The sequence below is a fragment of the Pseudomonas sp. ArH3a genome, assembly GCF_022648765.1.
GTDB lineage: Bacteria > Pseudomonadota > Gammaproteobacteria > Pseudomonadales > Pseudomonadaceae > Aquipseudomonas.
In genome coordinates this window covers 6,561,222-6,576,075 of the sequence record NZ_CP080330.1, presented here as the reverse complement: position 1 = coordinate 6,576,075, position 14,854 = coordinate 6,561,222, and the positions used below count along the sequence as shown (strand labels likewise).

The 14,854-nt window shown below is 60.9% G+C and carries 17 protein-coding genes; 8 read left to right on the top strand and 9 right to left on the bottom strand.

What is annotated here, in order from left to right; genetic code table 11:
• Positions 1–174: 174 nt before the first annotated feature.
• From rsmD to K0P33_RS30360, 3 genes are read right to left on the bottom strand one after another with little or no spacing between them, the layout of a single operon-like run.
• The gene (rsmD, locus tag K0P33_RS30370; RefSeq protein ID WP_094949174.1) at positions 175–792 is read right to left on the bottom strand and encodes a 16S rRNA (guanine(966)-N(2))-methyltransferase RsmD; all 618 of its coding nucleotides are present in this window, start codon (positions 790–792) and stop codon (positions 175–177) included.
• Positions 792–2,282, bottom strand: coding sequence for a pitrilysin family protein (locus K0P33_RS30365; protein ID WP_242153263.1), 1,491 nt, complete (start codon positions 2,280–2,282; stop codon positions 792–794). The genes rsmD and K0P33_RS30365 overlap by 1 nt, the downstream gene beginning before the upstream one ends.
• A complete protein-coding gene (locus K0P33_RS30360; RefSeq protein ID WP_242153260.1) occupies positions 2,275–3,630 on the bottom strand; it encodes a pitrilysin family protein in 1,356 nt (451 codons plus the stop codon). The genes K0P33_RS30365 and K0P33_RS30360 overlap by 8 nt, the downstream gene beginning before the upstream one ends.
• A 605-nt stretch (positions 3,631–4,235) precedes the next feature.
• On the opposite strand from K0P33_RS30360, the gene ftsY reads away from it, so the two are divergent.
• From ftsY to rpoH, 4 genes are all read left to right on the top strand, one after another.
• Positions 4,236–5,666: a signal recognition particle-docking protein FtsY gene (gene ftsY / locus K0P33_RS30355; protein WP_242153256.1), complete on the top strand. Its 1,431-nt coding sequence runs from the start codon at positions 4,236–4,238 to the stop codon at positions 5,664–5,666.
• Positions 5,663–6,334: a cell division ATP-binding protein FtsE gene (gene ftsE / locus K0P33_RS30350; protein ID WP_003213784.1), complete on the top strand. Its 672-nt coding sequence runs from the start codon at positions 5,663–5,665 to the stop codon at positions 6,332–6,334. Before ftsY ends, ftsE begins: the two co-directional genes overlap by 4 nt.
• The gene (gene ftsX / locus K0P33_RS30345; RefSeq protein ID WP_094949170.1) at positions 6,331–7,353 is read left to right on the top strand and encodes a permease-like cell division protein FtsX; all 1,023 of its coding nucleotides are present in this window, start codon (positions 6,331–6,333) and stop codon (positions 7,351–7,353) included. The genes ftsE and ftsX overlap by 4 nt, the downstream gene beginning before the upstream one ends.
• A gap of 129 nt (positions 7,354–7,482) precedes the next feature.
• Positions 7,483–8,337, top strand: a complete 855-nt coding sequence (gene rpoH / locus K0P33_RS30340) for an RNA polymerase sigma factor RpoH (RefSeq protein WP_003176698.1) — start codon at positions 7,483–7,485, stop codon at positions 8,335–8,337.
• Between the two features lie 108 nt (positions 8,338–8,445).
• Here the strand turns inward: rpoH and mtgA are convergent, their stop codons facing one another.
• Positions 8,446–9,168 carry a monofunctional biosynthetic peptidoglycan transglycosylase gene (gene mtgA, locus K0P33_RS30335; protein ID WP_094949169.1) on the bottom strand — a complete coding sequence of 241 codons (723 nt, stop codon included), beginning with the start codon at positions 9,166–9,168 and terminating at the stop codon, positions 8,446–8,448.
• A 74-nt stretch (positions 9,169–9,242) separates the two neighbouring features.
• Between mtgA and K0P33_RS30330 the strand changes: the two genes are divergently transcribed.
• The 4 genes from K0P33_RS30330 to trmB all read left to right on the top strand — a co-directional run bounded on the left by K0P33_RS30330 (position 9,243) and on the right by trmB (position 11,502).
• Positions 9,243–9,620: a DUF423 domain-containing protein gene (locus K0P33_RS30330; protein ID WP_094949168.1), complete on the top strand. Its 378-nt coding sequence runs from the start codon at positions 9,243–9,245 to the stop codon at positions 9,618–9,620.
• An 86-nt stretch (positions 9,621–9,706) separates the two neighbouring features.
• The gene (thiS, locus tag K0P33_RS30325; protein WP_176462891.1) at positions 9,707–9,907 is read left to right on the top strand and encodes a sulfur carrier protein ThiS; all 201 of its coding nucleotides are present in this window, start codon (positions 9,707–9,709) and stop codon (positions 9,905–9,907) included.
• A 65-nt stretch (positions 9,908–9,972) separates the two neighbouring features.
• Positions 9,973–10,767 (top strand): thiazole synthase, encoded by a 795-nt coding sequence (locus K0P33_RS30320; RefSeq protein ID WP_015886353.1) that lies wholly within the window; start codon positions 9,973–9,975, stop codon positions 10,765–10,767.
• Positions 10,768–10,776: 9 nt separating this feature from the next.
• Positions 10,777–11,502: a tRNA (guanosine(46)-N7)-methyltransferase TrmB gene (trmB, locus tag K0P33_RS30315; protein WP_094949166.1), complete on the top strand. Its 726-nt coding sequence runs from the start codon at positions 10,777–10,779 to the stop codon at positions 11,500–11,502.
• Between the two features lie 139 nt (positions 11,503–11,641).
• On the opposite strand, the gene K0P33_RS30310 is transcribed toward trmB, so the two are convergent.
• From K0P33_RS30310 to metW, 5 genes are read right to left on the bottom strand one after another with little or no spacing between them, the layout of a single operon-like run.
• A complete protein-coding gene (locus K0P33_RS30310) occupies positions 11,642–11,965 on the bottom strand; it encodes a DUF3392 domain-containing protein (RefSeq protein WP_016972961.1) in 324 nt (107 codons plus the stop codon).
• Between the two features lie 19 nt (positions 11,966–11,984).
• Positions 11,985–13,187 carry a radical SAM family heme chaperone HemW gene (hemW, locus tag K0P33_RS30305; protein ID WP_242153253.1) on the bottom strand — a complete coding sequence of 401 codons (1,203 nt, stop codon included), beginning with the start codon at positions 13,185–13,187 and terminating at the stop codon, positions 11,985–11,987.
• Complete coding sequence (gene rdgB, locus K0P33_RS30300; RefSeq protein ID WP_242156144.1) at positions 13,184–13,780, bottom strand: RdgB/HAM1 family non-canonical purine NTP pyrophosphatase; 597 nt, start codon at positions 13,778–13,780, stop codon at positions 13,184–13,186. The genes hemW and rdgB overlap by 4 nt, the downstream gene beginning before the upstream one ends.
• On the bottom strand, positions 13,777–14,211 hold the full coding sequence (locus tag K0P33_RS30295; protein ID WP_094949162.1) for a DUF4426 domain-containing protein: 435 nt from the start codon (positions 14,209–14,211) through the stop codon (positions 13,777–13,779). Before K0P33_RS30295 ends, rdgB begins: the two co-directional genes overlap by 4 nt.
• Before the next feature lie 21 nt (positions 14,212–14,232).
• Positions 14,233–14,853, bottom strand: coding sequence for a methionine biosynthesis protein MetW (gene metW, locus K0P33_RS30290; protein ID WP_016972957.1), 621 nt, complete (start codon positions 14,851–14,853; stop codon positions 14,233–14,235).
• Position 14,854 lies beyond the last annotated feature (1 nt).

Below are 14,854 nucleotides of genomic sequence, written 5' to 3'. Positions count from 1 at the left end.
TCTCGGTAGCAAGTGAACTCACTGTGGCGAGCGAGCTTGCTCACGCTGGGCTGCGGAGCAGCCCTATCAAGAACACCGCACTTATTCAGCCAGAACACTATTGCAGGTTTTGGGGCTGCTTTGCAGCCCAGCGGGAGCAAGCGCCCTCGCCACAATTGAAGCCAGGCTGAAAGACTAGGCAGCGATTTCGACCAACCGATGCCACAACGCGTAATACACCCGCCCGGACTTCTGCTCCCGGTGCAGGCGCCAGCTGCCCGGCAGGCCGAGGGTAGACGGGGCGGTCTCACTCTCAGTGTAGATCCACGCATCCGCAGCCAGCCACTGTCGCTCTTCCAGCAACGCACACACCGTCGGCAACAGGTTTTGATTGAACGGCGGGTCGAGGAACACCACGTCGTACTCAGTCGCCGCCTGGGTTTCCAGGTAGCGCAGCGCGTCGGCGGTCTGAACCTGGCCGGTGGTGCAACGCAGTGTGCCCAGGTGTTCCTTGAGGCTGGACACCGCCACATTGCTGGCATCCAGCGCCTGGCCCTGGGCCGCGCCACGGGACAGCGCCTCCAGGAACAGCGCGCCGCTGCCGGCGAACGGGTCCAGCACTTTGGCCCCGCCGATGTACGGCGCGAGCCAGTTGAACAGGGTTTCACGCACGCGATCCGGCGTCGGGCGCAGGCCTACGACGTCGGGGAAGCTCAGCTTGCGACTGCCCCATTCACCGCCAATGATGCGCAGTTGGCCCACACCGTTATGCACGTTGTGGACAGGTTTTTTTGGGCGAGATGAACTGGCCATTAATGCTCCGGAACCCCGAGCGGCTGCTCGGCAGGTTTATCAGTGGGGGGCGGTAGTGGCTTTTGCGCAATCGTCGGGCCGGCGGTCACGATGACCATCTTGTCGGCGCTCAAGTGTTTGTTCAATGCAGCCTTGACCTGCTCTACGGTAAGGGCCTGGGATTGTTTCATGAAATCTTCCAGATAGCTCAGCGGCAGGTTGTAGAAACCCATCGCGCCCAGTTGCCCGGCAATATCGGCGTTGCTGGCGGTGGACAGCGGGAAGCTGCCGGCCAGCTCACGCTTGGCGTCATCCAGTTCCTTTTGCGTCGGGCCGGTCTTGAGGTAGTCGGCCAGTACGTCCTCAACCAGGCGCAGGGTGCCGCCGCTCATTTCGGCGCGGGTCTGCAGGTTGATCATGAACGGGCCGCGTACTTGCATCGGCGAGAAACCGGAGTACACGCCATAGGTCAGGCCGCGTTTCTCGCGCACTTCGCTCATCAAGCGGGTGCCGAAACCACCGCCGCCGAGGATCTGGTTGCCCAGGGACAAGGCTGCGTAGTCCGGGTCGGCGCGGTCGATGCCCAGTTGCGCGAACAGCAGGTGCGTCTGCTTGGATGGGAACTCAATATGGCTCAGGCCGGCTTTGGGTTCGGTCGGTTGGGCGATCTTCGCCAGGGCCGGGCCTTTAGGCAGCGATGCGGAGACCTTGGCGGTCATGGCTTCGGCCTCGGCGCGGGTCAGGTCGCCTACAACGGCAATCACCGCGTTACCGGCGGCGTAAGCCTTGGCGTGGAAGGCCTGCAGCTGCGCGAGGGTAATCTTCGGAATGCTTTCAGGCGTGCCTTCGCTCGGGTGAGCGTAAGGGTGGTCGCCGTACAGGCGCTTGAACAGCTCAAGGCTGGCCAGTTTAGCCGGGTTCTGTTTCTGGTATTCAAAACCGGCAAGGATCTGGTTCTTGATCCGCGCCAGGGAGTCTGCCGGGAAGGTCGGCTTGCCGATCACGTCGTCGAACAGCGTCAGGGCTGCGTCGCGCTTGTCGCTGTCACTCAGGCTGCGCAGGGACACCAGCGCCATGTCGCGGTAGGCGCCATTGCCAAAGTCGGCGCCCAGGCTTTCAAAGCCACTGGCGATCTGGCTGACGCCCTTGCCCGGCACACCTTCATTGAGCATGGCGTTGGTCAGCAGGGCCACACCGGGCGTGTTGCCGTCCTGGCTGCTGCCGGCGGCGAACAGGATGCGCACGTCGAACATCGGCAATTCGTGGGCTTCGACGAACAGCACCTTGGCGCCTTCGGCGGTGGTCCAGGTTTGCACGTCGAGCTTGCGGTTGGTCGGCGCCTTGCCGTCCAGCTCCGCCAAAGATTGCAGTTTGCTGGCCGATTGGGCCTTGTCCAGCGCCTGGCTGGCCACGGATTCGCTCGGGCGCAGGAAATACACGGCGCTGGCGGCGATCGCGGTGACGGCGATCAGGGCTGGCAGGATCAGGCGGCTGCTTTTGCGATCACTCATGAGCGGTCTCCTCAGGCAAAACATGGGCGACGCTCAAACGCTCGCGGGTGAAATAAGTACGTGCGGCCTTCTGGATATCTTCCGGGGTCACGCTTTGCAGGTCGGCCAACTCGGTGTCCATCAGTTTCCAGGACAGCCCGACAGTTTCCAGGGAGCCAATGGCCGTGGCCTGGCTGGTGATGGAATCGCGCTGGTAGACCACGCCGGCGATGACCTGGGCGCGGATACGCTCCAGTTCTTCGGTGGTCGGCGGTTTGGCTTTCAATTCGTCCAGCAGGTGCCACAGGCCGGCTTCGGCTTGGGCAATGGTCTTTTTCTTCTGCTGGTTCGGCGTGGCCGTCAGGGTGAACAGGCTGTCACCCCGGGTGTAGGCGTCGTAGCTGGTGGAGGCGGCGGATACCAGCTCTTCACCGCGTTCCAGTTGCTCGGAAATACGCGCACTGTAGCCGCCATCGAGCAGGGCCGAGAGCAGGCGCAGGGCCTGAACCGAGCGTTTGTCTTCGGCGGTGGCCAGGCCTGGCACGTTGAAGCCCAGGATCACGCTCGGCAGTTGGGTCTGCACGTGCAGGGTCAGCAGGCGTTCGCCAGGCTCGGCGAGCTCCAGTGGGATTTTCGCGGGCGGCACATCACGCTTGGGGATTGGGCCGAAATAACGCTGAGCCAGGTTCTTGACCTCATCCGGGGTCACGTCACCGACTACCACCAGCGTGGCGTTGTTCGGTACATACCAGGATTGATACCAGTGGCGCAGCTCTTCGACTTTCATGCGCTCCAGGTCAGCCATCCAGCCGATGGTCGGCGTGTGGTAACCGCTGGCCGGGTAGGCCATGGCCTTGAAGCGCTCGTAGGCCTTGGACATCGGGTTATCGTCGGTGCGCAGGCGGCGCTCTTCCTTGATGACCTCGATCTCGCGGCTGAACTCATCCGCCGGCAGGCGCAGGCTGGCCATGCGGTCGGCTTCCAGCTCGAAAGCGACGCCCAGGCGATCACGGGCCAGTACTTGGTAGTAGGCGGTGTAGTCATCGCTGGTGAAGGCGTTTTCTTCGGCGCCTAGGTCGCGCAGGATCAGTGAGGCTTCGCCGGGGCCGACTTTCGCGCTGCCCTTGAACATCATGTGTTCCAGGGCGTGGGACAAACCGGTCTGGCCCGGGGTTTCGTAGCTCGAACCAACCTTGTACCAGACCTGGGAAACCACCACCGGCGCGCGATGATCTTCGCGCACGACCACTTTAAGGCCGTTATCCAGGGTGAATTCATGGGTGGGTTGTGGGTCGGCAGCCAAAGCTGAAAGGGGCAGACAAACTGTGCTGAACAGCAGGCCTGCAGCGCGGCGGGCTAGAGCATTCATTCGTTTTTAAACCTGTTGGGCTGCCCGCTTGGTCTTAGCGTCGGCGGGCGAGGAGGTTAGGGCGTGTCATTCCTCATTACCAGTACCGCGCCGCAGCCTGCTAGTGTGCAGGGCAAGGCGCGAGGAGCGCGATTTGGTTTTTCCAAATAAGCTCCGAGTAACGCAGCCCAGCACACTAACAGGCCCGGCCCTTCGGGTTGTGCCTAAAAGCAAGCCAGGCTGCGTTTGCAGGCCTGGGCAAGGGAAGCACATTCCCGGCGGCCTGCGCCTTGCCTGGCTTGCTTTTAGGCGGCAACGCGGTACTGGTAATGAGGAATGACACGCCCTAGGATACTGATCCGATTTGGACACGGCCACCATGGCGGTCATCTTGTTCCGGATCCAGTCGTAGGAACGTGGAGGTTAAAGGTGTTTTTTCCCGACAATCTTCCACTTTTCGCCGATTTTATCGCTTCAGTCCTTTATTGAAACGATTTGTTGAGGCCTTTATTTACGCCTTACAAAATGTTGCGCATGAACAAGCGAGCGTTAAAGCAGTCTGTTCTGCATCGAATTTATTTACCGAGGCGCCCTGGCGCATCGCTACTTTGAGATAGCCGTCCTCCATGTTTGGTTCCAACGACGACAAGAAGAGCCCAGCTGCGGCTGGCGAGAAAAAAGGCCTGTTCGGATGGCTGCGCAAAAAGCCGCAGGAAACCGTCGTCGAACAGCCGCAGGTTCAACCTGAGCCTATCCCTGAACCGATAGTAGAAGCCGAACCGGTTGCTGAAATCCCGGCACCGGTGGTGTTGCCGATGGCCGAGCCGGTGTTGCAGCCGGTGGCTGAAGCCGCGCCGGAACCTGAGCCCGAGCACAAGCCGTGGCTTGAGCTGCCGGTGGCCGAAGAGCCCGTAGCGCTGGTTGACGATGTGCAGGCCGAACATGTGGCGCCGCCGATTCCGTCGGTGGTTGAGCCGGTGGAAGTGGTGGTTGAAGCGCTGCCGGTAGTCGAAGTGCCTGCGCCGGTCGTTGTTGAGCCGACGCCTGTGCCTGTCGTCGTGGCCGCGCCTGCCGTTATCGAGCCGCCTGTCGAACAAGAGCCGGTCACCGCTGCTGTCGAAACCAGCAAAACCGGCTTCTTCGCGCGCCTCAAGCAGGGCCTGAGCAAGACCAGCGCCAGCATTGGCGAAGGCATGGCCAGCCTGTTCCTGGGCAAGAAGGTCATCGATGACGAGCTGCTGGAAGACATTGAAACCCGCCTGCTGACGGCCGACGTGGGCGTTGAAGCCACCGCCGTGATCATCCAGAGCCTGACCCAGAAGGTCGCACGCAAGCAACTGACCGACGCCGACGCGCTCTACAAATCCCTGCAGGCAGAGCTGGCTGCGATGCTCAAACCGGTAGAAGCCCCGCTGGTGATCACGCCGAACAAGCCGTTTGTGATCCTGGTGGTCGGCGTCAACGGCGCCGGCAAAACCACCACCATCGGCAAGCTGGCCAAAAAGCTGCAGTTGGAAGGCAAGAAAGTCATGCTCGCCGCCGGCGACACCTTCCGCGCCGCTGCCGTGGAGCAACTGCAGGTCTGGGGTGAGCGCAACAAGATCCCGGTGATCGCCCAGCACACCGGCGCCGACTCTGCCTCGGTGATCTTCGACGCCGTGCAAGCCGCCAAGGCGCGCAACATCGACGTGCTGATCGCCGATACCGCCGGTCGCCTGCACACCAAAGACAACTTGATGGAAGAGTTGAAGAAAGTACGCCGCGTGATCAGCAAGCTCGACGCCGAGGCACCGCATGAAGTCTTGCTGGTGCTTGACGCCGGCACCGGCCAGAACGCCATCAGCCAGGCCAAACAATTCAACCAGACGGTGCAACTGACCGGCCTGGCATTGACTAAGCTCGACGGCACAGCCAAAGGCGGCGTGATCTTCGCCCTGGCTAAACAGTTCGGGTTGCCGATTCGTTACATCGGCGTCGGTGAAGGTATCGACGACCTGCGCACCTTTGAAGCCGAACCCTTTGTACAGGCACTCTTTGCCGAGCGGGAGCGTTCATGATTCGATTCGAACAGGTCGGTAAACGCTATGCCAACGGGCATGTGGGCTTGCATGAGCTGAGCTTTCGAGTGCGTCGCGGCGAATTCTTGTTCGTGACCGGTCACTCGGGCGCGGGCAAAAGTACGCTGTTGCGCCTGCTGCTGGCCATGGAGCGTCCGACCACTGGCAAGTTGCTGCTGGCGGGCCAGGATCTGGCCACTATCAGCAACGCACAGATTCCTTTCCTGCGCCGTCAGATCGGCGTGGTGTTTCAGAACCACCAGTTGCTGTTCGATCGCACGGTGTTCAACAACATTGCCTTGCCGTTGCAGATCCTGGGGCTGTCCAAGGCCGAGATCGTCAAGCGTGTGGATTCGGCGCTGGAGCGCGTGGCGCTGTCGGATAAAACCGATCTGTACCCAGGCGACCTGTCCACCGGCCAGCAACAACGCGTCGGCATTGCCCGCGCCATCGTCCACCGCCCGGCCTTGCTGCTGGCGGACGAACCCACCGGTAACCTCGACCCGCGCCTGGCGGCCGAGATCATGGGCGTGTTCGAAGACATCAACCGCCTGGGCACCAGCGTGCTGATCGCCAGTCACGACCTGGCGTTGATCGCGCGTATGCGCCATCGCATGCTGACCCTGCAACGCGGCCGCCTGATCGGCGACGGGGAGGCCGGCGTATGAGTGCAACACGCAGCCCTAAAGTCTCCGAACGCGTGGCGCCAAAAGCGGCCGACCCGCAACCGCAGAAGAAAAAACGCGATGAAGACGATGGTCCGGATTTCAGCACGCTGCTGCGCGCCTGGATCGAAAGCCATCGCGCCAGCCTGCTCGACAGCCTGCGCCGCCTGGCCAAGCAGCCGATTGGCAGCTTTTTCACCTGCCTGGTGATGGCCGTGGCGCTGAGCCTGCCGATGGGTTTGTCGCTGCTGCTTAATAATGTCGAGCGTCTGGGCGGTTCCTGGCAGCGTGCGGCGCAGATTTCGCTGTACCTGAACCTCGACGCCAGCGCCAAAGATGGCGAAAGCTTGCGCGACGACATCAAGAACCTGCCGGGTGTGGCGGACGCCGAATACATCAGCCGCGACCAGGCCCTTGAGGAGTTTCAGCAGCAGTCTGGCCTGGGCGAGGCGCTCAAGGAGCTGCCGCAGAACCCGCTGCCGGGCGTGGTGCTGGTGACGCCGAATGAAGTCGACAAGCCGGCGCTTGAGGCCCTGCGACAAAAACTCGCAGAGATGCCCAAGGTGCAACAGGCGCAACTTGATCTAGTCTGGGTAGAGCGTCTTGCCGCGATTCTCAAGCTGGGCGACCGCTTTGTGTTCGGTTTGACGGTGCTGTTGGTGTCTGCATTACTTTTGGTGATAGGTAATACCATTCGTCTTCATATTGAAAACCGTCGCATCGAGATAGAAGTGATTAAACTGGTCGGCGGCACGGACAGCTATGTGCGTCGTCCTTTTCTGTACATGGGCGCGCTTTATGGCTTTGGTGCCGGGATTTTGTCCTGGGGCGTGCTAGCGTTTGGCCTTGACTGGCTGAACGACGCGGTAGTCGGGCTTGCCGGCTTGTACGGCAGCGATTTTGCCTTGGCCGGCGTGCCGGTTGCCGATGGTTTGTCACTCTTGCTTGGCGCGGTATTGTTGGGGTATATCGGTGCGTGGATTGCGGTCGCTCGTCATTTACGTGAGTTGGCGCCGAAGTAGTTAATGTCAGATTAATGTGGTTTCGTTTGTATTGACCGTATCAGTGGTTTAGGGAACTTGTCCTACGGTTCCCGGTCAATTTTCGCAGTGCTGAACTGCACGAGTTATGTGAGTCGGAGGTTTTTTCGTATGACCACTTCTTTGCAACCTGCTTATGCCTTGGTCCCAGGTGCGAACCTGGAAGCCTATGTGCACACGGTCAACAGCATTCCATTGCTGACGCCCGAGCAGGAGCGTGAACTGGCCGAGAGTCTCTACTATGAGCAGGATTTGGGGGCGGCTCGGCAGATGGTGCTCGCCCACCTGCGTTTTGTCGTACATATCGCCCGTAGCTATAGCGGCTACGGCCTGGCCCAGGCTGACCTGATCCAGGAAGGCAACGTCGGCCTGATGAAGGCTGTAAAACGCTTCAACCCGGAAATGGGTGTACGTCTGGTGTCGTTTGCTGTGCACTGGATCAAGGCGGAAATCCACGAGTTCATCCTGCGCAACTGGCGCATCGTGAAGGTGGCGACCACCAAGGCCCAGCGCAAACTGTTCTTCAACCTGCGCAGCCAGAAAAAACGCCTGGCGTGGCTGAATAACGAGGAAGTCCACCGTGTGGCCGAAAGCCTCGGTGTGGAGCCGCGTGAAGTGCGCGAGATGGAAAGCCGCCTGACCGGCCATGATATGGCCTTCGATCCGGCCGCAGAAGCGGACGACGACAGCGCCTTCCAATCGCCGGCCAACTACCTGGAAGACCACCGGTACGACCCGGCGCGTCAACTGGAAGACGCCGACTGGAGCGACAACTCCAACCACAACCTGCACGAAGCGTTGGAAGTGTTGGACGACCGCAGCCGTGACATCCTCTACCAGCGCTGGCTGGCAGAAGAAAAAGCCACGCTGCACGACCTGGCGCAGAAGTACAACGTGTCAGCCGAGCGGATTCGTCAGCTTGAGAAAAGCGCGATGAACAAGCTGAAGTTGTCGATCGCTGCTTAAAGGCTGCGAAAAGACAAAAAAATGCCCCGATCGAGAGATCGGGGCATTTTTGTTTGCATTCGAAAATCTCAAGTCCAACTCGGCCAGCTCCCACAGGGGGATGTGGTGTCAGTCGGACCAAGGTGCCTTGCGAGAGTTGTTCAACTCCACCAGATAACCATCCCCGCCCAATTGGCTCATCTGCTGGCGAATCCACGCCGCTCGCCGCGCCACATACGCGGTCGGATGGCTGGCACTCCACACCCGTGGGTTCGGCAACACTGCCGCCAAATAGCTGGCCTGCTGGCGAGAAAGCGCCTTGGCACTCACCCCAAAGTGATGCCGCGCCGCCGCTTCTGCGCCGAAAACACCTTCATCCCACTCCACGCTGTTGAGGTACACCTCAAGAATCCGCTGCTTGGGCCAGAACACTTCGATCAACCCGGTAAACCAAGCCTCCAGGCCTTTGCGCAAGTAACTGCGCCCGGCCCACAGGAACAGGTTCTTCGACACCTGTTGGCTCAACGTGCTGGCGCCGCGAATCGAACCGCCGCGCTCGTTGTGCAGCAGCGCCGCCTGAATCGCGCCAAAATCAAAACCCCAGTGCTGCGGGAAGCGCTGGTCTTCACCGGCCATCACCGCCACTTTGAGGTCATCGGAGATCTCGTCCCACGCCACCCACGTGCGTTGCAGGTCGATCGGCTCGCCGTCGATCCAGGATTCGACCTTGCGCTCCACCATCAGCGCGGTGAACGGTGGCGGCACGACACGAAACAGCAGCACCAGCAGCACACTGCCGATGGCAAACCATTTCACGACTTTGAGAAAACGCTTGAAGAGGAGACGCAGCATAGAGATGGCTTGGCCGAACCCGTTGAGCGGGCCATTATACAGACCCGGCCCTTTGAGTCTGATTGGAGTTCCTCATGCTGCGTAGCTTTCTGATGCTGGCTGCCTTTTTCGGCTTCACCGGCGTCGCCCTCGGCGCCTTTGCTGCTCACGGCCTGAAAAACCGCCTGAGCGCCGAGTACCTGGCGATCTTCCACACCGGCGTGACTTACCAACTGGTGCATGCCCTGGCGCTCTTCTGCGTGGCGTTGTTGGCTGCGCATATTCCTGGCCGACTGATCGGCTGGGCGGGTATCTCCTTTACTGTCGGCATCCTGCTGTTCTCCGGCAGTTTGTATGCGCTGACCCTGACCGGCATCAGCAAACTGGGGATCATCACGCCATTTGGCGGGCTGGCGTTTCTGCTCGGCTGGTTCTTCCTCGGTCTTGCTGCATGGCGCCTGCAGGCCATCTGACCGAGGGGCTTCTGACCAAGGGGCTTGGGCCGACAACCATGATCGGGCTAGAATGCTGGCCCCTAAAAACGATGGCGGCCCGTGGCATGCGCATTCAGTTGAACGGCGAATCCTTTGAACTGCCCGACGGTGAAACCGTTGCGGCCCTGCTGACCCGTCTGGACCTGACCGGGCGTCGCGTCGCAGTGGAGCTCAACCTGGATATCGTCCCGCGTAGCCTGCACGTCGAAACCGCGCTCACCGAAGGTGATCAGGTCGAAGTGGTCCACGCCATCGGTGGCGGCTAGCCGCCCGGCGCTCAAGGGCGCCATCCCGCATTCTGCAGAACCTCACTCCAATTCGAGGATTTCCCATGAGCATCGTTCGTAGCGACAAGCCCTTCGTCCTGGCCGGTCGCACCTACCAGTCCCGTCTGCTGGTCGGCACCGGCAAGTACCGTGACATGGAAGAAACCCGCCTGGCCATCGAGGCCTCGGGTGCCGAGATCGTCACCTTCGCCGTGCGCCGTACCAACCTCGGCCAGATCGAAGGCGAGCCGAACCTGCTCGAAGTGCTGTCGCCGGATCGCTACACTTTCTTGCCGAACACCGCCGGTTGCTACGACGCCATCGAAGCCGTGCGCACTTGCCGCCTGGCCCGTGAGCTGCTCGACGGCCACAACCTGGTGAAGCTGGAAGTGCTGGCCGACCAGAAAACCCTGTTCCCCAACGTGATCGAAACCCTCAAGGCCGCCGAAACGCTGGTCAAGGAAGGTTTCGACGTGATGGTCTACACCAGCGATGACCCGATCATTGCCCGCCAACTGGCGGAAATCGGTTGCATCGCGGTGATGCCGCTGGCTGGCCTGATCGGTTCCGGCCTGGGTATCTGCAATCCGTATAACCTGCAGATCATCCTCGAAGAAGCCAAGATCCCGGTGCTGGTGGATGCGGGCGTGGGCACTGCCTCCGACGCCACCATCGCCATGGAACTGGGCTGCGATGCGGTGCTGATGAACTCGGCCATCGCCCATGCCCAGCAGCCGATCATGATGGCCGAAGCCATGAATCACGCGATCGTCGCAGGCCGCTTGGCCTACCTCGCCGGCCGCATGCCGAAAAAACTGTACGCCAGCGCCTCCTCGCCGCTGGATGGTCTGATCAAGTAAGAGCCATTGATGACTGAATCAAACGAAACGCCGAACACCGTGGAAGAAGGCGACGAGTCCAAGCACCGCCGCATCAAGAGTTTTGTGATGCGCGCCGGTCGCATGACCGAAGGCCAGCAAAAGGGCTTGGAGCAGGGCACGCCGCTGTTCGTATTGCCATTGGCCGACGCGCCGGTGGATTACGACCAGGTGTTCGGCCGTTCGGCCCCGCGTTCCCTCGAAATCGGTTTCGGCATGGGCCACTCCCTGTTGGAAATGGCCGCAGCCTCGCCGGAGCAGGACTTCATCGGTGTGGAAGTACACCGCCCGGGTGTCGGCGCGCTGCTCAACGGCGTGCTCACCCAGGGCCTGACTAACCTGCGGGTCTATGACTGCGACGCGATTGAAGTGCTCAACCGCTGCATCGCCGACAACAGCCTCGACCGCCTGATGCTGTTCTTCCCGGACCCTTGGCACAAATCCCGTCACCACAAGCGCCGTATCGTCCAGGCGTCCTTCGCGGAACTGGTGCGCAGCAAGTTGAAAGTCGGCGGCATCCTGCACATGGCCACCGACTGGGAACCGTACGCGGAATACATGCTGGAAGTGATGAACGTCGCCCCTGGCTACCGCAACCTGGCCGAAGACGGCAAATGCGTGCCACGCCCGGCTGAGCGCCCGATCACCAAGTTCGAACGCCGCGGCGAGCGGTTGGGGCATGGGGTTTGGGATTTGAAGTTCGAGAAATTGGCGTAACTCGCCACTGATTTGAAATGCAATCCAATGTGGGAGCTGGCTTGCCTGCGATGCAGACACCTCGGTGTATCAGTGATACCCAGGTGATGCTATCGCAGGCAAGCCAGCTCCCACATTTGGTTTTGTGTTGGGTTTGGGGTCAGCGGCGGTCTGCGACGACGCCAATCAACACCAGCACCACCACCAACACGGGTGCCAGGCTGTAGTTATTGAACTGGCTCAGGCCCCGCACAATCCACGGTGTGGCATAGATCAACGCCGCACCGCTACCGATCATGCACACCAGCGCCATCAACGGTACGCGCAATGCACCGGCGATGCTGCCCAGTCGCGCCTCAACCCAGCCTTTGATGTCCGCGCCGAACAGCACCAGCAAGCAGCCGACGAGGGCCAGGGAGATTTCCGACAGGTTGCTACGGCTCCAGCGGGAGACGGTGGCGAGCAGGTCGAGTACCAAATCCATTCGATTTCCTTAAGAGCGATCAGCTCAAAAACGTCTGCAACAGGTCATTGAGAAAGAGTTGCCCGCGGTCGGTCGCCGCCAGGCGTGACGGTTCGACCTGCATTAAGCCACTTTGTTCTGCCTCACGGCGGCCTTCGTCCAGGCTCGCCAGATCAAGGCCGGTGCGCTCGGCGTAGAGCTTGGCGTCAACGCCTTCGGTGAGCCGCAATGCGTTCATCAGAAACTCGAACGGCAGTTCTTCGTTGGTCAGTTCTTTCGCCCCGGCCTGGAAGCTTTTGGCCGGGTTGAGGTAGTCCTTCGGTGCGCGGGTCTTCCAGGTGCGCACGATGCGCCCGTCCGGGTGGCTGAGCTTGCCATGGGCACCGGCGCCGATGCCGATAAAATCGCCGAAGCTCCAGTAATTCAGGTTATGCCGCGCCGGGCGACCCGGTTGGGCATAGGCCGACACTTCATATTGCGCGTAACCGTGTTCGGCCAGCAGCGCCTGGCCGGCTTCCTGGATGTCCCACAATGTGTCGTCTTCCGGCAGCGCGGGCGGCTGGTTCCAGAACACGGTGTTGGGTTCCAGGGTCAGTTGGTACCAGGACAAGTGCGTCGGCTTCAGTGCGATAGCTTGGCGCAAGTCGCTCAGGGCATCGTCCAAGGACTGATCGGGCAAGCCGTGCATCAAGTCCAAGTTGAAGTTATCGAACCCGGCCTGGCGCGCCATGCCCGCTGCGCGCACCGCTTCGTCGCCATTGTGAATGCGGCCCAGGGCCTCGAGCTTTTGCTGCTGGAAGCTCTGGATGCCGATGGACAGACGATTGATCCCCAGCTTGCGGTATGCCACGAACTTCTCTTGCTCGAAGGTCCCGGGGTTGGCTTCCAGGGTGATCTCGATGTCGCCGGCAAACGGGATACGCGCTTGCACACCCTTGAGCAAGCGCCCCAGCGCGGCGGCGCTGAACAGGCTCGGCGTGCCGCCACCGAAAAAGATCGAGCTGAGTTCACGGCCGTAAACCGCGTGCAGGTCTTGATCAAGGTCAGCCAGTAACGCGTCCACATACTCTTCTTCCGGCAGCACTTTGCTCGCGGTGTGGGAGTTGAAGTCGCAATAAGGGCATTTGCGCACGCACCACGGGATGTGGATGTACAGCGCCAAGGGCGGCAGCTGGGGCAGGGCCGCCCGAGGTGTTTGCGCGCCGCCGTGGATCAGCGGCTGCGCAGAGGTGTTTTGGGTCATTTCAGGCTCAGGCGTTGGCGCAGCAAATCCATTGCGCGGGCGCGGTGGCTGATCTGGTTCTTGTCGGCCGGGCTCAGTTCGGCGCTGGAGATATTGCGCTCCGGCACCCAGAACAGCGGGTCATAGCCGAAGCCATGCTCGCCACTGGCTGTATGCAGAATGCGCCCGTGCCACAGGCCTTCGCAGAGGATCGGCAACGGGTCATCGGCATGCCGCACCAGTGCCAGCACGCAGACGAACTGCGCGCCACGTTCCGCATCCGGCACGCCCTTGAGGGCGTCGAGCAGCTTGGCGTTGTTGGCCGCGTCACCCTTGCCGTCAGCGTAACGCGCCGAGTAGATGCCCGGCGCGCCGCCGAGGAAATCCACCGCCAGGCCCGAATCATCCGCCAATGCAGGCAAGCCGGAGATACGCGCGGCATTGCGCGCCTTGAGGATGGCGTTTTCGACAAACGACAGGCCGGTTTCTTCCGGCTCCACCTGGCTGAATTCGCCAATCGAGCGCAATTGCACGGATTCACCGAGCATGGCCTGCAATTCTTTGAGTTTGCCGGCGTTATGGCTGGCCAGTACGAGTTGGGTCAGGTTCATTATTCGGCCGGAAACAGTTCTTGGTTGAATTGGAAGCTATGGGCTTTTCCGCCGGTTTCAACGTTGATGGTAAACGTCTTGTATTCACGCTGCGGCACGGAGTAGGGCGCGAGGTAGTTGATTCCGCCTTTCTCGGTGATTTGCTTGAACGTCAATATCTCGGTCTTGCCGCCCAAATCCTTGATGGTGCCGGTCACTTGCGCCGCCACAGGGGTCACGCCCTTGACCACGGTTACATTGATCAAACCTTTGTTCTTGCTGCGCACAACGCCAACTGCCTGGGCGGTTTCCGGTTGCAGGAAGCTGGAGGTGAAGGTGTTGTAATGCACGGTGATATCGCCGAATTCTTTCTGGCGATTACCGTCGATAGTGTCCGCCGCCATGGCGCTGGCGCCCAGGCACGCGGTGAGCAGGAATACAGCCAAACGACTCATGTTCGTCCTCCTTGAAAATGGTTAGACGGCGATTTTGTGGTCTGTGAGGCCAGGACTGCTGACCCGGTAGATACCAATTTCGCCCAATAGGTTGGGCCATAGCTTACTCGCCCAGCCGTGGCGGTGCTGTTGATCGACAGCAAGGCGGTTGATCACCTTGGCTTCACGCTCGCCGCACAAGGCTTCGAAGTCTTCGAAGGTGCAGAAGTGGATGTTCGGCGTGTTGTACCACGTGTACGGCAGGAAATCCGACACCGGCATCCGGCCCTTGGTGGCCAGGTACCAGCGGCAGCGCCAGTGGCCGAAGTTGGGGAAGGTGATGATGCACTGGCGACCCACGCGCAGCATTTCGTCGAGGATGCGGTCCGGGTAGTGCACCGCTTGCAGGGCCTGGGTCATCACCACGATATCGAAGCTGTTGCTGGCAAAGTTGCCCAGACCCTTGTCCAGGTCCTGCTCGATCACGTTGATGCCCTTGGCCACGCACTGGGCGATGTTGTCCGGGTCGTTTTCCAGGCCATAGCCGGTGACTTGCTTGTTGTCGCGCAGCCAGCTCAGCAGTTCGCCATCACCGCAGCCAAGGTCGAGCACGCGGCTGCCGGCGGGGATCCAGTCTTGGATGATTTCCAGGTCGGCTCTCATG

What these genes read in the sequence shown, in the direction of transcription:
- hemW (WP_242153253.1), bottom strand. Translation starts at nt 13,187, where the DNA reads ATGACCCAAAACACCTCTGCGCAGCCGCTGATCCACGGCGGCGCGCAA.
- ftsE (WP_003213784.1), top strand. Translation starts at nt 5,663, where the DNA reads ATGATTCGATTCGAACAGGTCGGTAAACGCTATGCCAACGGGCATGTG.
- metW (WP_016972957.1), bottom strand. Translation starts at nt 14,853, where the DNA reads ATGAGAGCCGACCTGGAAATCATCCAAGACTGGATCCCCGCCGGCAGC.
- K0P33_RS30330 (WP_094949168.1), top strand. Translation starts at nt 9,243, where the DNA reads ATGCTGCGTAGCTTTCTGATGCTGGCTGCCTTTTTCGGCTTCACCGGC.
- mtgA (WP_094949169.1), bottom strand. Translation starts at nt 9,168, where the DNA reads ATGCTGCGTCTCCTCTTCAAGCGTTTTCTCAAAGTCGTGAAATGGTTT.
- K0P33_RS30365 (WP_242153263.1), bottom strand. Translation starts at nt 2,282, where the DNA reads ATGAGTGATCGCAAAAGCAGCCGCCTGATCCTGCCAGCCCTGATCGCC.
- thiS (WP_176462891.1), top strand. Translation starts at nt 9,707, where the DNA reads ATGCGCATTCAGTTGAACGGCGAATCCTTTGAACTGCCCGACGGTGAA.
- ftsY (WP_242153256.1), top strand. Translation starts at nt 4,236, where the DNA reads ATGTTTGGTTCCAACGACGACAAGAAGAGCCCAGCTGCGGCTGGCGAG.
- K0P33_RS30310 (WP_016972961.1), bottom strand. Translation starts at nt 11,965, where the DNA reads ATGGATTTGGTACTCGACCTGCTCGCCACCGTCTCCCGCTGGAGCCGT.
- rpoH (WP_003176698.1), top strand. Translation starts at nt 7,483, where the DNA reads ATGACCACTTCTTTGCAACCTGCTTATGCCTTGGTCCCAGGTGCGAAC.
- rsmD (WP_094949174.1), bottom strand. Translation starts at nt 792, where the DNA reads ATGGCCAGTTCATCTCGCCCAAAAAAACCTGTCCACAACGTGCATAAC.
- trmB (WP_094949166.1), top strand. Translation starts at nt 10,777, where the DNA reads ATGACTGAATCAAACGAAACGCCGAACACCGTGGAAGAAGGCGACGAG.
- K0P33_RS30320 (WP_015886353.1), top strand. Translation starts at nt 9,973, where the DNA reads ATGAGCATCGTTCGTAGCGACAAGCCCTTCGTCCTGGCCGGTCGCACC.
- K0P33_RS30360 (WP_242153260.1), bottom strand. Translation starts at nt 3,630, where the DNA reads ATGAATGCTCTAGCCCGCCGCGCTGCAGGCCTGCTGTTCAGCACAGTT.
- ftsX (WP_094949170.1), top strand. Translation starts at nt 6,331, where the DNA reads ATGAGTGCAACACGCAGCCCTAAAGTCTCCGAACGCGTGGCGCCAAAA.
- K0P33_RS30295 (WP_094949162.1), bottom strand. Translation starts at nt 14,211, where the DNA reads ATGAGTCGTTTGGCTGTATTCCTGCTCACCGCGTGCCTGGGCGCCAGC.